General features: G+C 74.8%; 23 protein-coding genes. 17 read left to right on the top strand and 6 right to left on the bottom strand.

What is annotated here, in order from left to right:
- Nucleotides 1-69: 69 nt before the first annotated feature.
- A complete protein-coding gene (locus ACU616_RS09025) occupies nt 70-630 on the bottom strand; it encodes a hypothetical protein (RefSeq protein ID WP_446758137.1) in 561 nt (186 codons plus the stop codon).
- A gap of 41 nt (nt 631-671) precedes the next feature.
- Entirely contained in the window at nt 672-1,805 is a 1,134-nt protein-coding gene (locus ACU616_RS09020; RefSeq protein WP_446758136.1) for a serine hydrolase domain-containing protein, read from the bottom strand.
- Nucleotides 1,806-1,952: 147 nt separating this feature from the next.
- Here ACU616_RS09020 and ACU616_RS09015 point away from each other — a divergent pair, with 147 nt between their 5' ends.
- From ACU616_RS09015 to ACU616_RS09005, 3 genes are all read left to right on the top strand, one after another.
- On the top strand, nt 1,953-2,783 hold the full coding sequence (locus ACU616_RS09015; RefSeq protein ID WP_446758135.1) for an SDR family oxidoreductase: 831 nt from the start codon (nt 1,953-1,955) through the stop codon (nt 2,781-2,783).
- Nucleotides 2,784-3,076: 293 nt separating this feature from the next.
- Entirely contained in the window at nt 3,077-3,202 is a 126-nt protein-coding gene (locus ACU616_RS09010; protein ID WP_446758134.1) for a hypothetical protein, read from the top strand.
- A gap of 177 nt (nt 3,203-3,379) precedes the next feature.
- Nucleotides 3,380-4,588, top strand: coding sequence for an EAL domain-containing protein (locus ACU616_RS09005; protein WP_446758133.1), 1,209 nt, complete (start codon nt 3,380-3,382; stop codon nt 4,586-4,588).
- 110 nt (nt 4,589-4,698) lie between these two features.
- Here ACU616_RS09005 and ACU616_RS09000 read toward each other — a convergent pair whose 3' ends face one another.
- The 3 genes from ACU616_RS09000 to ACU616_RS08990 all read right to left on the bottom strand — a co-directional run bounded on the left by ACU616_RS09000 (nt 4,699) and on the right by ACU616_RS08990 (nt 7,972).
- On the bottom strand, nt 4,699-5,775 hold the full coding sequence (locus ACU616_RS09000; RefSeq protein WP_446758132.1) for an alkene reductase: 1,077 nt from the start codon (nt 5,773-5,775) through the stop codon (nt 4,699-4,701).
- 402 nt (nt 5,776-6,177) lie between these two features.
- Entirely contained in the window at nt 6,178-6,828 is a 651-nt protein-coding gene (locus ACU616_RS08995) for a LuxR C-terminal-related transcriptional regulator (RefSeq protein WP_446758131.1), read from the bottom strand.
- A 463-nt stretch (nt 6,829-7,291) separates the two neighbouring features.
- Nucleotides 7,292-7,972, bottom strand: coding sequence for a LuxR C-terminal-related transcriptional regulator (locus ACU616_RS08990; protein ID WP_446758130.1), 681 nt, complete (start codon nt 7,970-7,972; stop codon nt 7,292-7,294).
- Nucleotides 7,973-8,395: 423 nt separating this feature from the next.
- Here ACU616_RS08990 and ACU616_RS08985 point away from each other — a divergent pair, with 423 nt between their 5' ends.
- The 13 genes from ACU616_RS08985 to ACU616_RS08925 all read left to right on the top strand — a co-directional run bounded on the left by ACU616_RS08985 (nt 8,396) and on the right by ACU616_RS08925 (nt 21,956).
- Complete coding sequence (locus ACU616_RS08985; protein ID WP_446758129.1) at nt 8,396-8,722, top strand: TcmI family type II polyketide cyclase; 327 nt, start codon at nt 8,396-8,398, stop codon at nt 8,720-8,722.
- A gap of 62 nt (nt 8,723-8,784) precedes the next feature.
- The gene (locus ACU616_RS08980; protein WP_446758128.1) at nt 8,785-10,536 is read left to right on the top strand and encodes an acetyl-CoA carboxylase carboxyltransferase subunit alpha; all 1,752 of its coding nucleotides are present in this window, start codon (nt 8,785-8,787) and stop codon (nt 10,534-10,536) included.
- Between the two features lie 2 nt (nt 10,537-10,538).
- Nucleotides 10,539-11,069 (top strand): acetyl-CoA carboxylase biotin carboxyl carrier protein, encoded by a 531-nt coding sequence (gene accB / locus ACU616_RS08975; RefSeq protein WP_446758127.1) that lies wholly within the window; start codon nt 10,539-10,541, stop codon nt 11,067-11,069.
- Nucleotides 11,066-12,583, top strand: coding sequence for an acetyl-CoA carboxylase biotin carboxylase subunit (locus tag ACU616_RS08970; RefSeq protein WP_446758126.1), 1,518 nt, complete (start codon nt 11,066-11,068; stop codon nt 12,581-12,583). Before accB ends, ACU616_RS08970 begins: the two co-directional genes overlap by 4 nt.
- On the top strand, nt 12,550-12,813 hold the full coding sequence (locus tag ACU616_RS08965; protein WP_446758125.1) for an acyl carrier protein: 264 nt from the start codon (nt 12,550-12,552) through the stop codon (nt 12,811-12,813). The genes ACU616_RS08970 and ACU616_RS08965 overlap by 34 nt, the downstream gene beginning before the upstream one ends.
- A gap of 107 nt (nt 12,814-12,920) precedes the next feature.
- Nucleotides 12,921-13,418, top strand: coding sequence for an SRPBCC family protein (locus tag ACU616_RS08960; RefSeq protein ID WP_446758124.1), 498 nt, complete (start codon nt 12,921-12,923; stop codon nt 13,416-13,418).
- Nucleotides 13,415-14,383 carry an ACP S-malonyltransferase gene (locus tag ACU616_RS08955; RefSeq protein ID WP_446758123.1) on the top strand — a complete coding sequence of 323 codons (969 nt, stop codon included), beginning with the start codon at nt 13,415-13,417 and terminating at the stop codon, nt 14,381-14,383. Before ACU616_RS08960 ends, ACU616_RS08955 begins: the two co-directional genes overlap by 4 nt.
- Nucleotides 14,380-14,802: a cupin domain-containing protein gene (locus tag ACU616_RS08950; RefSeq protein WP_446758122.1), complete on the top strand. Its 423-nt coding sequence runs from the start codon at nt 14,380-14,382 to the stop codon at nt 14,800-14,802. The genes ACU616_RS08955 and ACU616_RS08950 overlap by 4 nt, the downstream gene beginning before the upstream one ends.
- On the top strand, nt 14,799-16,094 hold the full coding sequence (locus ACU616_RS08945; protein WP_446758121.1) for a beta-ketoacyl-[acyl-carrier-protein] synthase family protein: 1,296 nt from the start codon (nt 14,799-14,801) through the stop codon (nt 16,092-16,094). Before ACU616_RS08950 ends, ACU616_RS08945 begins: the two co-directional genes overlap by 4 nt.
- On the top strand, nt 16,091-17,443 hold the full coding sequence (locus tag ACU616_RS08940; RefSeq protein ID WP_446758120.1) for a beta-ketoacyl synthase N-terminal-like domain-containing protein: 1,353 nt from the start codon (nt 16,091-16,093) through the stop codon (nt 17,441-17,443). Before ACU616_RS08945 ends, ACU616_RS08940 begins: the two co-directional genes overlap by 4 nt.
- On the top strand, nt 17,440-17,778 hold the full coding sequence (locus ACU616_RS08935) for an antibiotic biosynthesis monooxygenase family protein (protein ID WP_446758119.1): 339 nt from the start codon (nt 17,440-17,442) through the stop codon (nt 17,776-17,778). The genes ACU616_RS08940 and ACU616_RS08935 overlap by 4 nt, the downstream gene beginning before the upstream one ends.
- Nucleotides 17,775-20,639 (top strand): FAD-dependent monooxygenase, encoded by a 2,865-nt coding sequence (locus ACU616_RS08930; RefSeq protein ID WP_446758118.1) that lies wholly within the window; start codon nt 17,775-17,777, stop codon nt 20,637-20,639. The genes ACU616_RS08935 and ACU616_RS08930 overlap by 4 nt, the downstream gene beginning before the upstream one ends.
- A gap of 36 nt (nt 20,640-20,675) precedes the next feature.
- Nucleotides 20,676-21,956, top strand: a complete 1,281-nt coding sequence (locus tag ACU616_RS08925) for a cytochrome P450 family protein (protein ID WP_446758117.1) — start codon at nt 20,676-20,678, stop codon at nt 21,954-21,956.
- Here ACU616_RS08925 and ACU616_RS08920 read toward each other — a convergent pair.
- Complete coding sequence (locus tag ACU616_RS08920; protein ID WP_446758116.1) at nt 21,922-22,143, bottom strand: hypothetical protein; 222 nt, start codon at nt 22,141-22,143, stop codon at nt 21,922-21,924. The two genes, ACU616_RS08925 and ACU616_RS08920, sit on opposite strands and share 35 nt — an antisense overlap.
- A 10-nt stretch (nt 22,144-22,153) precedes the next feature.
- On the opposite strand from ACU616_RS08920, the gene ACU616_RS08915 reads away from it, so the two are divergent.
- Complete coding sequence (locus ACU616_RS08915) at nt 22,154-22,807, top strand: TcmI family type II polyketide cyclase (RefSeq protein ID WP_446758115.1); 654 nt, start codon at nt 22,154-22,156, stop codon at nt 22,805-22,807.
- Nucleotides 22,808-22,818: the final 11 nt, after the last annotated feature.

The following is a 22,818-nucleotide window of genomic DNA, read 5'->3' as shown; positions in this document are numbered from 1 at the left end:
GGTCGGCGGGGTCCATCCGCCGAGCCTAGGAGGGCCCGTCCCTGCCCGCCCGGTCGGCGAGGGGCGACCTCAGCTGCCGGCGCGCGCCTCCGCCCGCATCGCGACGGCGGTGAGCAGCTCCCAGCGGATGGCGGAGCTGCCCGGCCGGACGGCGAGCCAGTAGAGGCCGAAGCGCCGCCGGGTCCCCGGATCTGTGGCGACGATCCGCGTCTCGCAGCTCAGCCGCGTGCCGCCGAGGGTCGGCGTCAGCCGGAACTCCATGCCGACCCTCACCCAGCCCGGCTCCTTCCACTCCCGGACCCCGATCGCGTCCAGCACGGGCGGCCGCACCCCTCCGGTCAGCTTCCACGGCTGCAGCACGCCGCCGAACAGCACGTGCGAGGGCGGGTCGGAGGCCAGTTCCGGGATCGGCACCACGTCCAGGAAGGTCCGGTCGAGCCCGCCGCGCCGGCGTCCCCGGCCCGCCAGCAGCACCGGCAGGGCCCGCGCCCCGCTGAGCAGCAGCGTGACCGGCAGGGACGAGACCCGCAGCCGGTGCAGCTCCTCCCACACCACGGACGGCGGCGCGTCGATCACCCGCGACTGCCGGGTGACGTGGTCGGCCACCGGCACGACGTCGTCGAGGTCCATGCCGCACCTCCCCCGGACCCCGGACCCGGCTTCTCCGACCCTCAGCCCAGTGCCGCGTACACCGCCCGGACGTAGGCCTCGCTGCGGTCGGAGCCCAGGACGCCCGGCGCCATCCGGTTCATCAGGTAGGAGATCGTCAGCCGGCGGTCGAGGTCCATGACGATCATCGACCCGCCCCAGCCGCCCCAAAAGAAGGTCCGCCCCGGGGGCACGTACGGGACGACCGGGGACCCGAGGCAGTAGCCGATCCCGAACCGCAGCGGCACCCCGAGCACCAGGTCCACGCCGTCGGACTGCTGGTCGAAGACGAGGTCGATGGTCTCCGGTGACAGCAGCCGCACGCCGCCGGCCGTGCCGCCGAGCGACAGCACCCGCAGGACCTGCAGCAGCCCGCGCGCGTTCGTGTGCCCGTTGAGCGCCCCCAGGTCCGCCCGGCGCCACTCCGGGGTGTTCGCGGCCTCCGCCGAGGAGACCGGCCCGGTGAAGGTCTTCACCACCACCGCCTCGGGGTCCGGCGGCTGCGGGTCGTCGTCGGACCGCGGCGGCGGGACGACGGGCGCGATCCTGGGCCAGTCCGCCTCGCGCGCCCCGACCTGGTAGTCCGCACCCAGTGGCCGGGCGATCTCGGTCGCCACGAACTGCCGGAACGTCGTGTTGGTGATCCGCCGGACCACCTCGCCGACCAGGTGCCCCTGGTTGTTCGCGTGGTAGCCCGACGCCGTCCCCGGCTCCCACCACGGCGCCTGCGCGGCCAGCCGCTCGGTCGCCGACGGCCAGTCGTACATGTCCCGGATCGAGAACGGCCGCTCCCAGCCGGAGACGCCCGACGTGTGCGACAGCAGGTGCCGCACCTCGACGTCCTTCTTCCCCCTCGCCGCGAACTCCGGCCAGTAGTCGGCGACCGGCGCGTACACGTCGAGCTCGCCGCGCTCCACCAGGAGCAGCGCGGCGAGCGCCAGGACGGTCTTCGTCGTCGACCAGCCGTTGACGATCGTGTCCTCGGTCCACGGGGTGGTCCGGTCGAGGTCGCGGTACCCGCCCCACAGGTCGACGACGGTCTCCCCGTCGAGGTCGACCGCGACCGACGCGCCCAGCTCGTCCCCGTCCAGCTGCCGCTCCAGCGCCTCGCGCACCCCGGAGAACCGGTCGTCGCAGCTGCCGTGCACCTCGGCCACGGAACCTCCTCGTCCCGGCACGACCCCGGTGTCGCGCTCCAGGGGATGAGACCACGACGTGACGCCCGCACGGTGGCGGAACAGATCCCCGGACGTCGTCCTTGGTCGCGTCAGTGGACCGCTCCGTCCCGGACGAGGAGAGCACCCGTGCCCAAGACCTGGTTCATCACCGGCGCGTCGCGCGGCTTCGGCCGCGAGTGGACGATCGCCGCCCTGGAGCGCGGCGACACCGTGGCCGCCACCGCCCGGGACCCGCAGACCCTCGACGACCTGGTCGCGCGCTTCGGCGACGCGGTCCTGCCGATCCGGCTCGACGTGACCGACCGGGACGCCGTGTTCGCCGCCGTCGCCCGGGCGCACGAGCACTTCGGCGGCCTCGACGTCGTCGTCAACAACGCCGGCTACGGCCAGTTCGGCATGGTCGAGGAGGTCTCCGAGGCCGAGGCGCGGGCGCAGTTCGACACCAACGTGTTCGGCGCGCTGTTCGTCACCCAGGCCGCGCTGCCGTACCTGCGCGCGCAGGGCTCCGGCCACGTCCTGCAGGTGAGCAGCATCGGCGGGATCAGCGCGTTCCCGAACATCGGCGTCTACAACGCCTCGAAGTGGGCGCTGGAGGCCCTCAGCCAGTCCCTCGCCGCCGAGGTCGCCGGTTTCGGCGTCAAGGTGACGATCATCGAGCCGGGCGCGTACTCCACCGACTGGGGCGGCGCCTCGGCGAAGCACGCGGCCCCCGACCCGGCCTACGACACCTTCCGCGAGCAGGCCGCCGAGCAGCGGAGGGCCCGCGCGGGCAACCCGGGCGACCCCGTGGCCACCCGCGAGGCGGTCCTCCGGATCGTCGACGCCGAGGACCCGCCGCTGCGCGTCTTCTTCGGCGACGGCCCGCTCGCCATCGCCACCCGCGACTACGAGTCCCGCCTGGCCACCTGGCGGGAGTGGGAGCCGGTCTCCGTCGCCGCCCACGGCAGCCCGGCCTGACCCGCTCCCCCGGGCACCGGGCGCTCAGGCGTCGAGACCCCAGGACACGATCGTGTGCGGCAGGACGTCGTCGACCACGAACGCCGCCCGCGGGTTGGCCCGCGCGCTGCGGTACTTGCGCGTCGAGGCGAAGTCACGCCCGGTGACGTCGATCGTGCCCCGCTCGGCGTCGTCGCTCCACCATCACCGGCAGCGTCCGTCGGCTGGAGTCCGCCGGACTCGTCGTCCGCCGGCCGCCCCCCACCGACGGCCGGGTCACCATCATCGAGCTCTCCGACCGGGCACGGTCCCTGGTGCCCGCCCTCGAGGCGGCCTGGTGCGAGCTGGCCGAGCGGACGCTGGCCGCGGCGTCCACCGACGCCGACCGGCTCACCGCCCTGCTGGGCGGCCTCGCCGCGGGCCTGCAGCCGGACCGGTGACCGACGCCGGCTGCCGCCCGCGTCGCCCGTCCACCGCGCGGGAGACCGCCACTTCGCAGCGGTGAGTGACAGACAGGTCACCCCTTGTGGATGATGACGGGCGCACTCGTCGGCGGTGGTGCCTCCGGCGGCTTACGGTGCCGGTCTGACGGACAGGGACGTCCAGGGGGAGGGCGCGTGGAGCACGGGGGCTCGGAGGCGGAGCAGCAGGTCGCCCGGCTGCTGCGGACGGCACGCCGCAAGCTCGACCTCAGCGTCGCGTTCCTCAGCCGGATCGACGAGACCACCCGCACGGTGCAGGTCGTCGACTCCGTGCTCCCGGACGTCTACGCCGGCTACTCCGGCCCGCGCGACAGCGGCTTCTGCCTTGCCGTCGTCGAGGGACGCCTGCCCCAGGTCATGCCCGACGCCCGCGCCGTCCCCGAGGCCGTGCGGCTGCACCCGGCCGACCTGCCGCAGGTCCGCGGGCACGTCAGCGTCCCCGTGGTCCTCAGCGACGGCGCCGTCTACGGCACCTTCTGCGCCTTCGGCCTCACCACCGACCCCGAGGTCTCCCCGCGCGACCTGGCCCTCATGGAGGTGCTCGCCGACGCCGCGGCGCTGGTGATCGAACCCGAGGTCCGGCTCGAGCAGCGGCGGGCCGCGGTCAGCGACCGCCTCGCGCCGGTGGTGTCCGCCGGCGGCCCGGACGTCGTCCTGCAGCCCATCGTCAGCCTCCGCTCCGGCGCCCGCGTCGGCGCCGAGGCGCTCAGCCGCTTCCCCGCCGAGTGGGGCCGCACGCCCGACGTCGTCTTCGACGAGGCCCACGGCATCGGGCAGGGGCACCGCCTGGAGCTGCTCGCCCTCCGCCGCGCCGCGGCGCTGCTGGACGAGGTGTCCGGCTACGTGTCGATGAACGTCTCACCGCAGACCGTGGTGACGCCGGCGTGCGGCGACCTGCTCGCCGGCCTGCCGCTCCACCGCGTCGTCCTCGAGCTCTCCGAGCACGACCCGGTCGGCGACTACGCCGCCCTCGGGGCGGCGCTGGCTCCCCTGCGGGCCCGCGGGATGCGGCTGGCCATCGACGACGTGGGCGCCGGCTTCTCCTCGCTGCGGCACATCGTGGTCACCGCCCCCGACGTGATCAAGATGGACCGCAGCATCGTCAGCGGCGTCGACTCCGACCCGATCCTCGCCAAGCTCGCCCGGTCGCTGGTCGACTTCGCGCACAGCGTCGACGTCTCCGTCGTCGCCGAGGGCGTGGAGACGGAGGCCGAGCACGCCGTCCTGCAGACCCTCGGCGTGGACGGCGGCCAGGGGTGGTTCTTCGGCCGGCCGGCACCCGCCGACACGCTGGTCGACGAGGGCACGGTCCTGGCACCCGGGGTCACCCGCCTGTCCGCCTGAGGACGCCGCAGGGCCCGGCGGCAGTGCGCCGCCGGGCCCTGCCGGACGTGGGGAAGCCCCCTCCGGGGCACCACCCCGAGCGTGCGAGGGGCGGAGTGGAGGGGTCTCGTCTAGCTGGCGCGCAGCGTCGGGTAGTCGGTGTAGCCCTCGGCGCCCGGCGCGTAGAACAGGTGCGCCTTCGGCTCGTTCTCCGGGTGCTGCCCGGCCCAGCGCTCGATCAGGTCGGGGTTGGCGATGACCGCCCGGCCGACGGCCACGACGTCGGCGTGCGCGGAGTCGACGAGCGCCACGGCCTCCTCGCGGGTGGTCACCGAGCCGAAGCCGCTGTTGATCATCAGCGGGCCGTCGAAGCGCCGCCGCAGCTCCTGCACCAGGTCGCCGGCCGGCTCGCGGTGGAGCACCGAGAGGTAGGCCAGCCCGAGCGGGCGCAGCTGGTCAACGAGCGCGCCGTAGGTGGCGAGGACGTCGGCGCGGTCGGTCTCGTAGGCGTCCTGGATGTCGTGCTCCGGCGAGATCCGCAGGCCGACGCGGCCGGCGCCGATGGCCTCGGCCACCGCCGTCACGACCTCGACGGCGAAGCGGGCGCGGTTCTCCGGTGAGCCGCCGTACTCGTCGTCGCGGACATTCGACGCCGGCGACAGGAACTCGTGCAGCAGGTAGCCGTTCGCGCCGTGGATCTCCACGCCGTCCAGGCCGGCCTCGACGGCGCGCTCGGAGGCGCGGACGAAGTCCTGCACGGTCGCGCGCACCTCGTCGGTGGTCAGCGCGTGCGGCACCGGGTAGGGCTGCTTGCCCTTCTCGGTGTGTCCGGCGCCGTCGATGGCGATGGCGCTCGGGGCGACGACGCGGTGGCCGCCGTTGACGTCGGGGTGGGTAACCCGGCCGCCGTGCATGACCTGCACGACGATCTTGCCGCCGCGGGCGTGGACGGCGTCGGCGACGCGGCGCCAGCCCTCGACCTGCTCGTCGGTGACGATGCCGGGCTGGCCGACGAAGGCCTGGCCCTCGATGTCCGGGTAGGTGCCCTCGGTGACGATCAGGCCGAGCGAGGCCCGCTGCGCGTAGTAGTCGACGACGAGGTCACCGGGGACACCGGACGCCCCGGACCGCATGCGGGTCAGCGGCGCCATCGCGACGCGGTTCGCCAGCTCGATGTCGCCCAGGGTCACGGGTGAGAAGAGGTCCACGGGGGTTCCGACACCGCGGCGGCCCGCACCATTCCGCACTGCGACCGGCCTCACTGCCCGGCGAGGGCGCGGGCGGCGTCGACGACGAGGGACGGCGGCCGGGTGAGGGCCCACCGGGTCCGGTCCGGTGCCGCGGGCTGGACGGCAGCGACGGTCCCGCGCCGGCACCCCGGTGCGCGCGACCGGCCGGGCCGACGGCGATCGCCTCGAGCGGACCACCGCCGCGTGCGGGGCGGCCGCGTCGGTCACCGGCACGGCGACGCTGTCGTGACCCCGCTGTCGTGACCCCGCTGTCGTGACCCCGCTGTCGTGACCCCGCCGTCCTGACCCCGCCGTCCTCACCCCGCGACGCCGGCCGCAGCGGGTGCCGACCCGGGGCGTCGTCGTCGCGACCCGGCCGGCTCAGGCGGCCGGCGAGCGGTCGCGGTTGACCAGGATGGCCAGCTGCGTGCGGGTGCGGACGTCGAGGCGGCGCATCGACGCCGTGAGGTGGCTCTTCACCGTCGCCAGGCTCAGGAACAGCCGGCGGGCGATCTCCTCGTTGCTCATCCCCTGCGCCACCAGCTCGGCGACCTCGCGCTGCCGCTCGGTGAGCCGGTCCAGCACGCGTGCCGCGGGCGCCGGCCGCTCCCGCGGCGTGGTCAGGTACTGCACGAGCCGGTTCGTCGCCGTGGGGTCGAGCGCGGCCTCGTGCCGGGCCAGCGCCCGCACGCCGTCGACCAGCCGCTGCGCGTCCGACCGGCGGGGCAGGTAGCCGCGCACGCCGGCCTGCAGGATCTCCACCAGCTCGGGCTCGGACTCCGTCCCCGGCTCGGCGAGGACGAGCACCGCGGTGTCCTGCCGGCACAGGTCGCGCAACAGCGGCAGCGCGGCGCCGGCGACCAGGCCCTGCCGGACGACGACGACCACCTTCGACCGCGCGCCGTCGGCCACCTCGAGCGCCTCGGGGAGGTGGCTGGTCTCGGCGACGACGGCCATGTCCGGCTCGGCCTCCAGGACCTCGCGCATGCCGATGCGGAAGACCTCCTGGTCCTCGCACAGCAGGACGCACACCAGCGTCGTCGGCGGCCGCGCCGCGTGCAGCGCGCGGGGGGCCGGTCGGGCAGCCCCCCGGGGCGCCGGCGGCCGCATCGTGCCACTCGGGTGGGTGCGGCCCCCCGTCTCCCCGGGCCCCCGCTGGTGCGGTGGCCTGAGACCGGGCCCCGTGCCGAACACCTCGTTCCCCATGTCGCCCCCTGTTGCCGGCTCTGCGTGTGCGCGTGGTGAGCCGACGTTCCGACACCCGTCCGTCTACTCCGGACCCGACCGACTGTAGTGGTGCACCAGCGAGTTGCGCCCGGTCATGTTGTCACGTCCTGCAATCCCCGACGCCAGCGTTCTCCCAGCGGGCCCGTATCGGAACCCCTTTTCGCGCGCGGGCTGAGCGCAGGCGCAGCTCAGCGTGGGACCTCGCGCCCGACCGAGCGCCCGACCGAGCGCCTGACCCCCCTGCGCGAGCCGGGGGCGCACGGGCGGCTCAGCCCTCGACCGGCAGCACCCCGGCCCCGGGCTGGGTGGCCCGGTGGACGTGGATCGCCAGCTGTGTCCGGTCGCGGAGGTTGAGGCGGCGCAACGCCACCGTGATGTGGCCCTTGACGGTGGCCCGGCTCAGCTGCAGGCGGGCGGCGATCTCGGCGTTGCTGAGCCCCTCGGCCACGAGCTCGGCCACGGCCTGCTGCCGCGCGGTCAGCGGGTTCTGCCCGGCGCGGTGGCCGTCGCCGTCCCGTTCGCCGTCGAGCCGGGTCAGCAGCTCCCCGGTGACGCTGGGGTCGAGGACGGTCTCGCCGCGGGCCACCGCGCGCACGTACTCGATGAGGCGCTGCGAGCTGACGGCCGCGTGCACGTAGCCCCGCGCACCGGCCCGGAGCGCGTCGACGGCGTCGCTGCCGACGCAGGCCTCGCCGAGCAGGACGACCCGGATGCCCCGGCCGCTCAGCGTCCGCACGAGGTCCTGCACACCGGACCCCTGGGCGTCCAGCCCCAGCAGCACGACGTCCGGGCGGCTGCTGGCGGCCAGCGACCGCGCCTCGTCGACGTCGGCGGCCTCGGCCACGACGGCCAGGTCGGGCGCCTGGCGCAGGACGGTGCGCAGCCCGTGCCGCAGCACCTCGTGGTCGTCGCAGACCAGCACCCGGACCGGCGACCCGGTACCGGTCACGACGACACGGTCGGGCTCGTGGTCCGGTCCGCCGTCCATGTCCGTGTGCTCCGCTCCGTCCTCCGAGGCGCGAGTCGCCAGGTCAGATGGGCGAAGCTAGGGGGTGGGACCCACCGGTCGCCACCGCTGGCGGCGAGGCGGCGGCCGAACTCCCGGCGAGTTCATACCCGAGTAGGGGGCCGACCCACTACCCGAGCGGGGGGTGGGCATCCCCGAGGTCCGGGACCTCGCTCCCCGGGGAGGTGCCGCCCGGGCCCCGAGGAGGGCGTCGCGGTCCCCGCGACGGGGGTGGTCGTGCGCCCCCGTCCCCCTCCGGACCTGCCCGGAAGGCGACGGATGGCCGGTGTCCGGGGGGCTCGCGCCGACCTAGCGTCGACCGCACCCCCTCCGCCCCATCCGGGCCGTGACGATGCTGGAGACCCCGTGCACCAGACGATGATCATCGCGAAGATGGCGCCGGCCGACGCCGACGACGTCGCCGCCGTCTTCGGCCGCTACGACGCCACCTCGATGCCCCACGAGATCGGCGTCCGCAACCGGTCCCTCTACACGTTCCACGACATCTACGTGCACCTCATCGACTTCGACCGGCCGCCGCCGGAGGCGATGCGGATCGCCCAGTCGCTGCCGGCCTTCCGCGCCGTGAGCGAGGACCTCAAGCCCTACATCGAGGCCTACGACCCCAACTGGCGCTCACCGCAGGACGCGATGGCCCGCCGCTTCTACCACTGGACCTCGTCCACCGAGTGATGGTCCGCCCGGGCGGCGCGCCCGCCCGGGCGGCCGAGAGGCACGCCATGACACGTTCGTCAGTGACCCCGGCTCCGGCCGTCCCCGCCCCGTCCGGGCCGGTGGGCTGGGTCTCCTGCCCCGCCTGCGGGTGGCTGCTCTACCGCCGGCGGCTCGACCGGGACCTCAACGTCTGCCCCGAGTGCGACCACCACCTGCGGCTGAGCGCCCGCGCCCGCATCGACCTGCTGGTCGACCCGGGCAGCTTCGGCGAGACCGCCTTCCCACCGGGGGCACCCGACCCCCTGTCCTTCACCGACCTGCGCGACTACCCCGACCGGCTGGAGGAGGCCGCCCGCCGCTCCGGCGAGTCGGAGGCCGTCGTCGTCGGCACCGCCCGCATCGGCGGCGCCGAGGTCGTCGTCGCCGTCATGGACTTCGCCTTCCTCGGCGGCAGCATGGGCGTGGAGGTCGGCCGCCGGGTGAGCGGCGCGGCCGAACTGGCCCTCGAGCGCGGTGTCCCCCTGGTCAGCGTCTGCGCCAGCGGCGGCGCCCGCATGCAGGAGGGCGTCTTCTCCCTCTTCCAGATGGCTCGGGTCAGCCAGGCCTACGGCCGGCTCCGGGAGGCGGGGCTGCTGTCGGTGTGCGTGCTCACCGACCCCACCTACGGCGGCGTCTCGGCGTCCTTCGCCACGCTCGCGTCGGTCCTCGTCGGCGAGCGCGGCGCGCACGTCGGCTTCGCCGGCCCGCGCGTGGTGCAGGAGACGATCCGCGCCGAGCTGCCCCCCGACTTCCAGACCGCCGAGTTCCTCCTGGCGCACGGCCTGGTCGACCGCGTGGAGAGCCGCGCGGAGATCCGGCCGCTGCTCGTCCGGCTGCTCGCCCTGCACGGGGCCGGCACCCCTGGCGACGCCGAGCAGGCCGGTGCCACCCCGGACGACCGGGCCGAGGACGACAGCGAGGACCGGGCAGCCGAGGACGTCGACCACGACATCGACCAGGACATCGACCAGGGCGCCGACCCCTGGGACGTCGTGCAGCGGGCGCGGGTCACCGAGCGGCCGACGACGCTGGACTACCTGCACACCGCGTTCGACGACTTCGTCGAGCTGCACGGTGACCGCGCGTTCGCCGACGACCGCGCCGTCGTCGGCGGGGTGGCCTCCATCGGAGGCCGCACGGTCGTCGTCATCGGCCACGAGAAGGGCCACACCGTCCGCGAGCGGGTGGCCCGCGACTTCGGGATGCCGCACCCCGAGGGCTACCGCAAGGCGATGCGGCTGTTCGACCACGCCGAGTCCTTCGGCCTGCCGGTCGTCACCCTCGTCGACACCCCCGGTGCCCACCCCGGCCCGGAGGCCGAGGAGCGCGGCCAGTCGCACGCCATCGCCGAGACGATCATGCGCAGCAGCCGGCTGCGGGTCCCGGTCGTGGCCGTGGTCACCGGAGAGGGCGGCAGCGGCGGCGCACTCGCGCTGTGCACCTCCGACCGGCTGCTGGTGCTGGAGAACGCCTACCTGTCGGTCATCAGCCCGGAGGGGTGTGCCGCCATCCTGTGGCGGACGGCGGTGGCCGCACCGACCGCCGCCCGCGCGATGCGGCTGGGCGCGGCCCACCTGCAGGCCTCGGGGATCGCCACCGCCGTGGTCCCCGAGCCGCCGGGCGGCGCCCACACCGACCCCGCCGCCGCGGCCCGCCTGCTGCGGCAGGCCCTGGTCCGCGAGCTCGACGACGTCTGCCGCCTGGACGTGGCCACGCTGCTCGACACCCGCTTCCGGCGGCTGTCGCGCATCGGCGGGGACGACGGCCGGGCGCTGCAGACGGTGGGGAGCTGACCGTGACCGCCAGCGAGCTCACCCCCCGCAGCGGCGCCCCGGGCGCGGCACCCGAGACCGACCTGCGCGACGAGGTCGTGGCCCTCGCCCGCGCGCTCCCCGGTGAGCTGCGCCGGCTCACCGTGCGCGACGGCGACCGTGCGATCGAGGTCGAGTGGGCCGCCGAGCGCGCCGCGGCCGGCACCGCCTCCCCGGCGGGCGCCGCGCCGGTGCGCCCCGCCGCCGTCGGCGGTGCCGACCCGGGCCCGGACGACGGGGCGGCCGAGGAGGACACGGCGGGCACCACCGCCGTCCGGTCCCCCCTGGTCGGCACGTTCTACGCGGCGCCCTCGCCGGGGGCCGACCCCTTCGTCCGCGTGGGCGACGAGGTCGAGCCGGGCCAGACCGTCGGGATCGTCGAGGCGATGAAGCTGATGAACCCGATCGTCGTCGACGAGGCCGGCGTGGTGGCCGAGGTCCTCGTCGGTGACGCCGAGTCCGTCGAGTACGACCAGGTCCTGCTGCGCCTGCGACCGGCGGGGTGGGGCCGGTGATCGACCGCCTGCTCATCGCCAACCGCGGTGAGATCGCCGTCCGCATCGCGCGGGCCTGCCGGGAGCTCGGCATCGAGGTGGTCGCCGTCCACTCGACCTCCGACCGCAACTCGGCCGTGGTCGCCCTCGCCGACGAGACCGTGCACATCGGGCCGCCCGCGCCCCGGCGCAGCTACCTGCACGTGCCCAACATCGTGGAGGCGGCCCTGCGCTCCGGCGCCGACGCGATCCACCCGGGCTACGGCTTCCTCTCCGAGGACCCGGACTTCGCCGAGATCTGCGCCGCCGAGGGGCTGACCTTCGTCGGGCCGCCGCCGGCGGTCATGCAGCAGATGGGCAACAAGGCCACGGCGCGCCGGCTCATGGCCGACGCGGGCCTGCCGCTGCTGCCCGGCGTGGTCGAGCCGGTCCGCACGGCCGACGAGGGCCGGGAGATCGCTGCCCGGATCGGCTACCCGGTGATCATCAAGGCCGCGGCCGGCGGCGGTGGCCGGGGGATGACCGTGGTGTCGGCCGAGCCGGACTTCGAGTACGCCTTCACCGCCACCCGGGCCACCGCCCGCGCGGTGTTCCGCGACCCGACCGTCTACGTCGAGCGGTACCTCCCCCGCGCCCGGCACGTGGAGGTGCAGGTCCTCTGCGACAGCCACGGCAACGGCGTCTCCCTGGGCGAACGGGACTGCTCCCTGCAGCGGCGGCACCAGAAGCTGCTCGAGGAGGGCCCGGCCGGCCACCTCACGCCCGAGCAGCGGACCGAGCTGGGCAGGCTGGCGGTCCACGGCGCGCTGTCGGTCGGCTACACCGGCGCGGGCACGATGGAGTTCCTCGTCGACGGCTCCGGCAACGCGTACTTCATGGAGATGAACGCCCGGATCCAGGTCGAGCACCCGGTCACCGAGCTGCTCACCGGCATCGACCTCGTCCGCGAGCAGATCCTCGTCGCGGCCGGCCGGCGGCTGCCGTTCCGGCAGGAGGACGTCGTCCCTCGCGGCGCGGCGATCGAGTGCCGGATCAACGCCGAGGACCCCACGCGCGGCTTCGCCCCGGCCCCCGGCCGGCTCGACGTCCTGCAGGTGCCCGACGGGCCGTGGACCCGGTTCGACACCGGCTACCGCCAGGGCGACACGGTCAGCCCGGACTACGACTCGCTGCTCGGCAAGCTCGTCGTCTGGGCGCCCGACCGCGACCAGGCCATCCGCCGCATGGACCGGGCGCTGGCCGAGATGCGGGTCGAGGGCCCGGGCGTGCACACCACGATCGCCCTGCACCGGGCGCTGCTGCGCGACCCCGACGTCGTCGCCGACCGCCACGACGTCCAGTTCCTCGACCGGGCCCTGCCCGAGGTCCTCGCCCGGGCGGCGGACCTGACCGACTCCCCCGCGCCCGGTCTGCCGACCGCGCGCGGCTCGCTCTCCCTCGTCCAGACCCCGGTCGAGGAGACCCAGCCCGACGGCTCCACCCCTACGGAAGGACAGATCCCGTGTCAGACACGACCTTCACTCTCGACGACCTGATGGCCCTGCTCAGCGAGAAGACCGGCCTGCCGGCGTCCGCGCACACCACCGACCCGGACGCGCACTTCGCCGACATCGGCCTGGACTCGCTGGCCTTCCTCTCCATGCAGACCGAGCTGCAGGAGCGCTTCGGGGCCGAGATGTCCAGCGAGAACCCCGACGACCACACGCTCGGCGACATCGTCGCGACGGTCAACGCGGCCGTCTCCCGTCCGGCCGGGATGGCCTGAGGGAGGACCCCGTCCTCCTCACGCCCCGCACGCTCGGCGCGAGCCTCGGGACGGGGCCAGGGCCGGACGCCGGAGTTCCACCTCGTCGATCCCTCAGGAGGGAACCTGTGAGCAGCACCACCGAGCCGGGCACGCAGACCGCCGGGCACACCGACAACTCCATCTACATCGACGCCCCGATCGACCACGTCTGGCAGATGACCAACGACCTGCCCACGTGGCCGGACCTGTTCACCGAGTACGCCGAGGTCGAGATCCTCGAGTCGACCGACACGTACTTCAAGTTCCGGCTCACGATGCACCCGGACGAGAACGGGAAGGTCTGGAGCTGGGTGTCCGAGCGCACCCTCGACCCGGCGACCCACGAGGTGACCGCCCGCCGCGTCGAGCCCGGGCCCTTCGAGTTCATGGACATCCGCTGGACCTACGCCCCGGAGGGCAGCGGTACCCGGATGCGCTGGATCCAGGACTTCCGGATGCGCCCGCAGGCGCCGATCGACACCGAGGGCATGACGCGGCGGATCGACGGCAACTCCAAGATCCAGATGGGGATCATCAAGGAGAAGGTGGAGGCGGCCGCCGGGAACCCGGAGTCGGCGCGGTGACCGGCCGTCCCGGGGTCGCCGTCGTCATCGCGGGCGAGAGCGGCGCCCGCGCCGGCGCGGTCGACGCCTGGCTCGGCGACGAGCCGGCCCGGGAGGTCGTGACCGAGGCCTCGGCGGTCGTCGGGCGGGACGTGGCCGACTGGTGGCGCGACCCGCTGAACCTCTCCGACCCGGTGGCGGCGCACGTCGAGGTCGTGGTCAGCGGGGTCGCGGGCTTCCGCAGCCTGGCCGCCCGCGGCCTGCGGCCGGTCGTCGTCGCCGGGCACGGCGTCGCCGAGTACGCCGCCCTGGTCGCCGCCGGCGCACTGCCGCTCGACCAGGTGGTGGAGCTCGTGCACTGGCGCGCCGAGCTGCTGTCGCTGTCGCCGCGCCCGTCCTGCGCGGGCATGGCCGCCGTCGTCGGGCCGCGCGCCGGCGACGTCGCCCGGGCCGTCGTCGCCGACCTCGGGGGCACGGGGGCGCTGTCGGTCGCGTCGGTCGACGGACCCGCGCAGGTCGTGCTCTCGGGCCGGTGCGAGGAGCTGGCCCGGGCGCGGGAGGCCGTGCTCGCCGCCGGGCTGGACCTGGTCCGGCTGCCCGGGCGCGCCGCCTGCCACGGCCCGCTGATGGAGCCGGTCGCCCGGCACCTCGCCCCCGCGTTCGCCGACCTCGAGTGGTCCGAGCCCGACGTGCCGGTGGTGCCCAACGCCGACGGCCGGCCCACGCGCGACCCCGAGCACCTGGCCCGGTGCCTGCGCGACCACCTCACCTCGCCGGTGCAGTGGGAGGCGACGTCCCGCGCGCTGGTCGAGGCCGGCGCCACCACGGTCGTCGAGATCGCCCCCGCCCCCGTCCTGGGCCCCCTGGTCCGCCAGGTCGTCCCCGACCTCCCCGTACACCTCGCTGCAGGACCCGACGCGCCGCTGCCGACCGACCGACCGGAGCCCGCGACCGCGGGCCCGGCCCCCACCGGAGGAAAGACATGACCACCATCCAGCACGCCCCGTCCGCCGTGCACGTCGGACCGACGGTGTCCCGCGCCGAGGCGCCGCCCAACCGCCGGCGTGGCGGTGACATCCGCGTCCTGCTCTCCCCCACGAGCGTCGGCTCCACCGCCGGCTTCATGGGCACGCTCACCCTCGAGCCGGGAGAGGTCGTCACCGAGCACTGGCACCCGTACTCGGAGGAGTTCCTCTACTGCCAGACCGGCGACGTCCTGGTCACGCTGAACGGCGAGGAGCGGCGGCTGACCGCCGAGTCCGCCGTCCACATCCCGATCGGCGTCAAGCACCGGATCGTCAACGACACCTCGACGACGGCGTTCTTCGTGTTCCTCTGCGGCCCGCTGGCCCCGCGGCCGGAACTGGGCCACGTCGACACCGAGCTCCCCCCGGGCGTGCGGTGAGCGCGGACCGTCGCCGGGTCGTCGTCACCGGGATCGGGGTCGTCGCACCGGGTTCCGTCGGCCGCGAGGCGTTCTGGGACATGATCACGGCGGGGCGGACGGCGACCCGGCGGATCACGTTCTTCGACCCCAGCCGCTTCCGGTCGCAGGTGGCCGCCGAGGTCGACTTCGACCCGCGCAAGCTGGGCCTGAGCGCCCACGAGGTGTACCGCAACGACCGCTTCGTGCAGTTCGCGATGGTGGCCGCCGACGAGGCGGTCGCCGACAGCGGGCTGCGCCTGGGCGTGGGCGACGCGCCGGACGCGCCGGAGCCCGAGCGGGTCGGGGTCACCCTCGGCAGCGCCGTCGGCGCGACCATGCGGCTGGAGAACGAGTACGTCAACGTCAGCGACGCGGGCAGCCACTGGCTGGTCGACCCGCGCTACGCCTCGCGGTTCCTGCACCAGGCCCTCGTGCCCAGCTGCGGGGCCACCGAGCTCGCGGTGCGCTTCAAGGCGCAGGGCCCGGCGACGGTGGTCTCCACCGGCTGCACCTCGGGCATCGACGCGGTGGGGTACGGCAGCCAGCTGGTGGAGGACGGCGACGCCGACGTCGTGATCGCCGGCGCCAGCGACGCGCCCATCTCCCCGATCTCGATGGCCTGCTTCGACACCATCCGGGCGACCACGGCCAACAACGCCGACCCCGAGCACGCCTCGAAGCCCTTCGACGCCCGCCGCGACGGCTTCGTGATGGGCGAGGGCTCCGCGGTGCTGGTCCTCGAGGAGCTCGAGCACGCCCAGCGCCGCGGGGCGGAGATCTACTGCGAGGTCACCGGCTACGCCAACCGCTGCAACGCCTTCCACATGACCGGGCTGCGCCCCGACGGCGTGGAGATGGCCGAGGCGCTGGACCAGGCGCTCTCCCAGAGCCGGATCGACGGCGCGGAGGTCGGCTACGTCAACGCCCACGGCTCGGGGACCAAGCAGAACGACCGGCACGAGACGGCCGCGGTCAAGCTCAGCCTCGGCCAGGCCGCCTACAAGGTGCCGATGAGCTCGCTGAAGTCGATGGTCGGGCACTCCCTCGGCGCGATCGGCTCCATCGAGATCGCCGCCACCGCACTGGCCGTGCAGCGCCAGGTCGTGCCGCCGACGGCCAACTACGAGGTGCCCGACCCCGAGTGCGACCTCGACTACGTGCCCAGGACCGCCCGCGACCACAAGGTCGACGTCGCCGTCTCCGTCGGCAGCGGGTTCGGCGGGTTCCAGTCGGCCATCGTGCTGGCCAAGCCCGACAGGAGGGCCTCATGACAGCCGACCCCACCATCCTGAGCGAGGAGGGGGTCGTCGCCGAGGTGGCCGGCCCCGCCCGCGACACCGCACCCACGGGGCGGGCCATCATCCCCGACCGGCGCGGGCGGACGACGCGGCTGCTGGTCACCGGCATCGGCGTCGTCGCCCCCACCGGCGTCGGCGTCGAGGAGCACTGGCGCTGCGTGCTGCGCGGGGAGCTGCGGGTGCGCCCGATCGAGGGCTTCGACCCCTCGAAGTACGGCATCTCCCTGGCCGGGCAGGTGCACGACTTCGACCCCGACCAGTACGTCGCCTCCCAGCTGAAGGTGCAGACCGACCGCTGGACCTGGATGTCGCTGGCGGCGGCCACGCTGGCCGCCGAGGACGCCGGCTACGTGCCGCCCGAGGAGGCCTACGCGACCTCGGTCTTCCTGGCCGCGGGCTCGGGGGGCAACGAGTTCAGCCAGCACGAGATCCAGGGGCTGTGGGCCAAGGGGCCCAAGTCGGTGGGCGCCTACCAGTCGATCGCCTGGTTCTACGCGGCCAGCACCGGCCAGGTGTCGATCCGCGACGGCTACAAGGGGCCCTCGGGCGTCGTCGTCAGCGAGGGCGCCGGCGGCCTGGACAGCATCGGCTGGGCGCGGCGCGTGGCGCGCCGCGGCACCCCCGCCGTGCTCGTCGGCGGCACCGAGGCCGGCATGACGCCGTACGCGCTGCTGTGCCAGGCGACCAGCGGGCGGCTGTCGACCGCCACCCGCCCCGAGGACGCCTACAAGCCCTTCGACCGGCGGGCCAACGGCCACGTCGTCGGCGAGGGCGGCGCCATCCTGCTGGTCGAGGAGGCCGACGCCGCGCGGGCCCGCGGTGCGCAGCACGTGTGGGGCGAGGTCGTCGGCTACGGCGCCACGCACGACGCCCACCACCACGAGGACGCCGCCCCCGACGCCACCCAGTACGCGCGGGCCATCCGCATCTCGCTGGCCGACGCCGGCGTGCGGCCGGAGGACGTCGACCTGGTGGTGGCCGACGGCGCCGGCGTGCCGGAGCTCGACGCGCTGGAGGCGCAGGCGATCACGGGCGTGTTCGGGGAGCACGGCGTGCCGGTGACGGCGCCGTCGAGCTGGACCGGCCGGCTGATGGCCGGCGGGTCGGCGCTCAACGTGGCGACCGCCCTGCTGGCGATGCGCGACGGCGTGATCCCGGCGACCGGCAACGTCGACGAGCCGGTGGCCGAGTACGGGCTGGACCTCGTGCGGGAGAACCGCGAGCGCGAGCTCGACGTCGTCGTCGTCCTGGCCCGCGGCTTCGGGGGCTTCAACAGCAGCCTCGTGCTGCGCCGGCACCGGCCCGAGGAGGACCCGACGTGACGGCCGGGGACGCCGCCGTCCGGACGATGCTGCGGATGCGGACGCGGGAGGGCTGCGAGGCGGCGTTCGAGGCCGCCTGGCGCCGCGCCGCCGCGGAGATCAGCCAGGTGCCGGGCAACGTGCGGCAGGAGCTGGTGAGGGACGCCGACGACCCCCGCACCTTCGTCATCGTCAGCGACTGGACCGACCGGGCCGCGGTCGACGGGTTCGGCCGCAGCAGCGCCCGCGAGACGCTGACCGAGGCGCTGCGCGACCTGCGCGAGGACGCGGCCCGCAACACCTACGAGGTGCTGGCCGTGGTCCCCGGCGTGGCCCGCGCGGAGGGGGCGGCATGACGGCGGCGCCGGAGGCCGGCACCCCGGCGGCCGTGCGGACCCTGCTGCGGATGCGCGCGCAGGAGGGCTGCGAGGCCGCGTTCGAGGCCGCCTGGCGGCAGGCCGCCGCGGAGATCAGCCGGGTGCCGGGCAACCTGCGCCAGGAGCTGATGCGCGACGAGGCCGACCCGCGCTGGTTCGCCATCGTCAGCGACTGGACCGACCGGGCGTCGGTGGACGCCTTCGGCCGCAGCGCCGCCCGCGAGACGCTGACCGAGGCGCTGCGCGACCTGCGCGAGGACGCCACCCGCTCGACCTTCACCGTCCTCGCGACCGTGCCGGCCGAGCGGCCCCGGCCGGTGCGCATCGACTTCTCCACCAGCGTCAAGCCCGGCGAGCAGGTGGCCTTCGAGCGCGCGTACACCACGGTCACCGAGCGGATCGGCGACTCCCGCGGGTACGTGCGCGAGGAGCTGCTGCGCGACGCCGCCGGCCTGCGGTACCACATCTTCGCCGAGTGGGAGTCCGAGGCCGACTTCGTGGCCTGGGTCGAGGACCCGTCCCACATGGCGGCCGGCGCGCCGCTGGCGCGGTGGCACTCGGTGGAGTTCCGGCGCGAGGTGCTGGAGATCCGCCGGCGGCCCGACGCCGACGCGGACTTCCCGCCGCTGCTCTCCCCCGGCGGGGACGTCGAGGTGGAGCGGGTGCGCGTGGACAGCGCCGTCGCCGTCGAGAGCTGGGAGCAGGAGGCCTTCGAGCTCGCCTACCTCGCCGCCGCGCAGCTCGCCCGCAGCGCCCCGGGCCACGCCCGCGAGGAGCTGCTGCGCGAGGCCGACGGACGCCGCTACCACGTCGTCGCCGAGTGGGACTCCGAGCAGCACTTCACCGACTGGACGGCGGAGCCGGCGAACTGGGCCGCCGGGCCGCTGGGCCGCTGGCTGGCCCGGGGCGAGGACCGCCGGGTCTTCGCGCTGCGCGTGCGCCCCGAGCCGCCGTCGGCGACCGCCGACACCGTGCCCGACACCGTGCCGGACGCCGCGCCCGACACCGTGCCCGACGCCCTGCCCGCCGCCGTCCCCGTGACGCCCGAGCCGGACCTCGAGGTGCTGGCCGGCCCGCCGGTGAGCACGGTGCCCAGCGCCAGCGTGCAGGAGTTCGTGGAGAAGCCGGACGACGGGCACGTCGCGGCGGCGCCGCTGCCGGCCGCGGCCGACCTCGGGGACGTCGCGCGCACGGCCGGGCGAGCGGTCGAGGTGCTCGTCGTCGGCGCCGGGCCGGCCGGCCTGACCCACGCGATCGAGCTGGCCCGCCGCGGCGTCGCCGTCCGCGTCGTCGACAAGCGGCCCGAGGCCTCCACCCAGGCGGACAAGGCGATCGGCATCCACTGCCGGACGATGGAGATCTGGGAGGACCAGGGCATCGTCACCGAGGCGATGGACGCCGGGATCTGGCTGTACGGCCAGACGGTGTTCGTCAACGGCGTGCAGACCCACCAGGTCGACTGGGCCGGCCTCGACGAGCTGCCCTACGCCCACCTCGGGCTCCCGCAGTACGACACCGAACGCATCCTCGGCGCCCGGCTGGCCTCCCTGGGCGTGGTCGTCGAGCGCGGGGTGGAGCTGGTCGCCTTCGCCCAGGACGACGAGGGCGTCACCGCGCGGCTGCGGCACGTCGACGGTGGGGAGGAGACCACCCGGGCGCAGTACCTGGTCGGCTGCGACGGGGCGCACAGCGCCGTCCGGTCGGGGCTGGGGCTCTCCTTCGAGGGCGGCCTGTCGATGTTCCCGCAGCTGTTCATGCTCGGCGACGTCGACGTCGACTGGGACCTGCCGGCCGGGCACCTGGTGCGCTTCGTGCGGATCGAGGAGGACGACTTCACCGGGATGCTCGTCTGCGTCCCGCTCAAGGGCCGCAACCGCTACCGGATCGCGACCCTGGCGCCCGAGCGGTGGCAGGAGGCGGTCGGCTCCGGCGTCGTCCCACCCGGGTTCTGGCAGGAGTACGAGCCGCCGACGCTGGCCGACATGCAGGCCGCGATCGACGACCTGGGGCCGCCCGGGACGACGGCGAGCAACCTGCGCTGGTCGTCGATCTTCCGGATCAAGCACGGCATCGTCGACCGCTACCGCGAGGGGCGGGTGTTCGTCGCCGGCGACGCCGCGCACCTGCACCCGCCGGCCGGCGGGCAGGGGATGAACACCGGCATCCAGGACGCCTGGAACCTCGGCTGGAAGCTCGCCCTCGCCGTCCGGGGGGAGGCCGCGCCCGGGCTCCTGGACAGCTACGAGGCCGAGCGCCGTCCCGCCGGGAAGATGATCGTGGACCGGGCCGTGGCCATCGCGTTCACCGATGAGATGGACATGGCCGACGAGAAGGCCCAGTTCCTGCTCGAGATGCAGATGACCATGAACTACGCCGGCAGCCCGCTGGTCGGCGAGACGGCCCCCGGCGGCTTCCCCGCCGGGCCGGAACCCGGGCACCGGGCGCCGGACGTGCAGGGGCTGCGGCGCTTCGGCGTGGCCCACCCCCTGCGGCTGTTCGACCTGACCCGCGGCACCCGCTCGACGCTGCTGCTGCACGCCGACGCGGGCGTCCCGGAGGAGCAGGTGCTCGCCCTGGAGAAGCTCGCCGTCGGTGTGCGGCAGCAGACCCGCGGCGAGGTGACGGCCTACCTCCTCGCGGCCCCCGACGCCCGGGTGCCCCCGCTGGTCGACCTGCCCGTCGTCCGCGACGCCGGAGGGGCCTTCGCCGCCGCCTACGGCACTGCGGGCGCGGGGACGGCGGCCTACCTGGTCCGCCCCGACGGCCACGTCGGCTTCCGCAGCCGCCCGCTGGACGAGGACGCCCTGCGCGACCACCTGGCGGGGGTCTTCGCGCAGTGACCCGACCGCACCCCCACGCCCACCCGAGGGAGACCCATGACGCAGACCGCTGACCCCGCACCGAGCACGGCGGACGACGTCGTCCCCGGCGCGGAGATCTACACGCCCGAGTTCCGCGCCGACCCCTACCCGGTCTACGCCCGGCTGCGCGCCGAGCGCCCGGTCGTGAAGGTGCGGACGCCGCGCTTCGACTCCTTCCTCGTCACCCGCTACGACGACGCCAAGCAGGCGCTGTCGGACCCGCGGCTGTCCAAGGACCTGTACCGAGCCGGGGACACCTACCTGGCGGTGTTCGGCGAGAAGGCGCGCCAGATCAACACCAACATGCTCAACTCCGACCCGCCCGAGCACAGCCGGCTGCGCCGCCTGGTGACCCAGGCGTTCACCCCGCGGCGGATCGAGGCGATGCGGCCCCGCGTGGAGGAGATCGTCGAGGGCCTGCTGGACCGGATCGCACCGCGCGGCGCCACCGACTTCGTGGACGACTTCGCCCTCCGGCTGCCGCTGGCGGTCATCGGCGACCTGCTCGGGATCCCCGAGTCCGACCACGAGGAGATCCTGGCCGGCACCCAGGTCATCCGGACCGTCGGCACCGGCGGACGCAGCCCCCAGGAGGACCGGGCCGCCATCGGGCAGGCGCAGTCACGGCTGCACGCGTACTTCACCGGCCTGGTCGCCACCAAGCGCGAGCAGCCCGGCGAGGACCTGGTCAGCGCCCTGATCGCCGCCCGCGACGGGGACGGCCGGCTCTCGGAGGCCGAGCTGGTCTCCAGCGCCTTCCTGCTGCTGTTCGCCGGCTACCAGACGACGTCGGACTTCCTCGGCAACGCCGTCGTGGCGCTGCTGACCCACCCCGAGGAGCTGGCCGAGCTGCTGCAGGACCCCTCCCGGATCCCGGACGCCGTGGAGGAGCTGCTGCGCTTCGACGGGTCGGTGCCGGTGTCGAGCTTCCGCTTCGCCACCGAGGACCTCGAGATCGGCGGGGTCGCCGTCCCGGCGGGCTCGATCGTCACCATCGTGCTCAGCGCGGCCAACCACGACCCCGCGCTGGTCGCCGACCCGGACGAGCTCGACCTGAGCCGGGGTCCCACCTCGCACCTGGCCTTCGGCCACGGCATCCACTACTGCCTGGGCACCGCCCTGGCCCGGCTGGAGGCGACGACCGCACTGCGGCGGATCCTCGTGCGCCTCCCCGACCTGCGCCTCGACGTCCCCGTCGAGGACCTGCAGTGGCTCCCCGCGGCCTCGGCCTTCCGCGGGTTGCTGGAACTCCCCCTCCGATTCACCCCCACTCCCGTCCCTGGAGGCACGCGATGACCCAGACGACCCCGTCGACCAGCACGTCGACCAGCACGTCGGCCACGCCGTCGGCCGACCCGGCGGCCGACGCCTCGACGACGCCCACGGAACCGCCCTGGGCGAACGACACGGTCGAGTTCACGAACACGTCCACGGCGCCCGCCAGCTGGTCCTCGGCGTCGTGGCGGCCGTTCCGCAACGTCATCGTCTGCCGGATGGCACCCGGCACCGAGGACAAGGTGGGGCCGGTGTTCGCCTACTACGACCGGACGACCCGGCCGCAGGACATGGGCGTCGTCGGGCGCGTCCTGCTCTCCTACGAGGGCCTGTACCTGCACGTCATCGAGCGCAAGGAGGACCCGGAGGTCTCCGGGCAGCGCCGCGGCCTGCCGGCGTTCCAGGCGATCGCCGAGGCCATCGCCCCCTACGTGACGCCCTACCCGAGCTACTGGCAGAACCCGTCGCACTCCGTGGCCAAGCAGTTCTACTCGTGGGTGCCCGAGGGTGAGGTCTCCCCCGACCGGGAGATGACCGTCATCGTGCAGCGGATGAAGCCGGGCACCGAGGAGGCCATCGCGCGGGTGTTCGCCGAGTCCGACGCCGGCGGGCTGCCGACGGAGACCGGCGTCACCGGCCGCTGGCTGTACTCGATGGAGGACGTCTTCGTGCACCTCCTGGAGCAGGACCGCGTCAAGGCCGCGGCCGTGCGGGAGAACCACGAGTCGATGCGACCGGCCTTCGCCAAGGTGATGGCCGACCTCGCCCCCTACGTCAGCCCGTACAACCCGGAGACGTGGCAGACCCCACGCGACTCGGTTGCCCGGGTGTTCCACCGCTGGACGGCCCCGGACTGGACACCCGGGGACTGACGATGCCGACC

This window comes from Geodermatophilus sp. URMC 62 (assembly GCF_052931475.1).
This window is presented reverse-complemented; position numbering and strand designations above follow the sequence as displayed.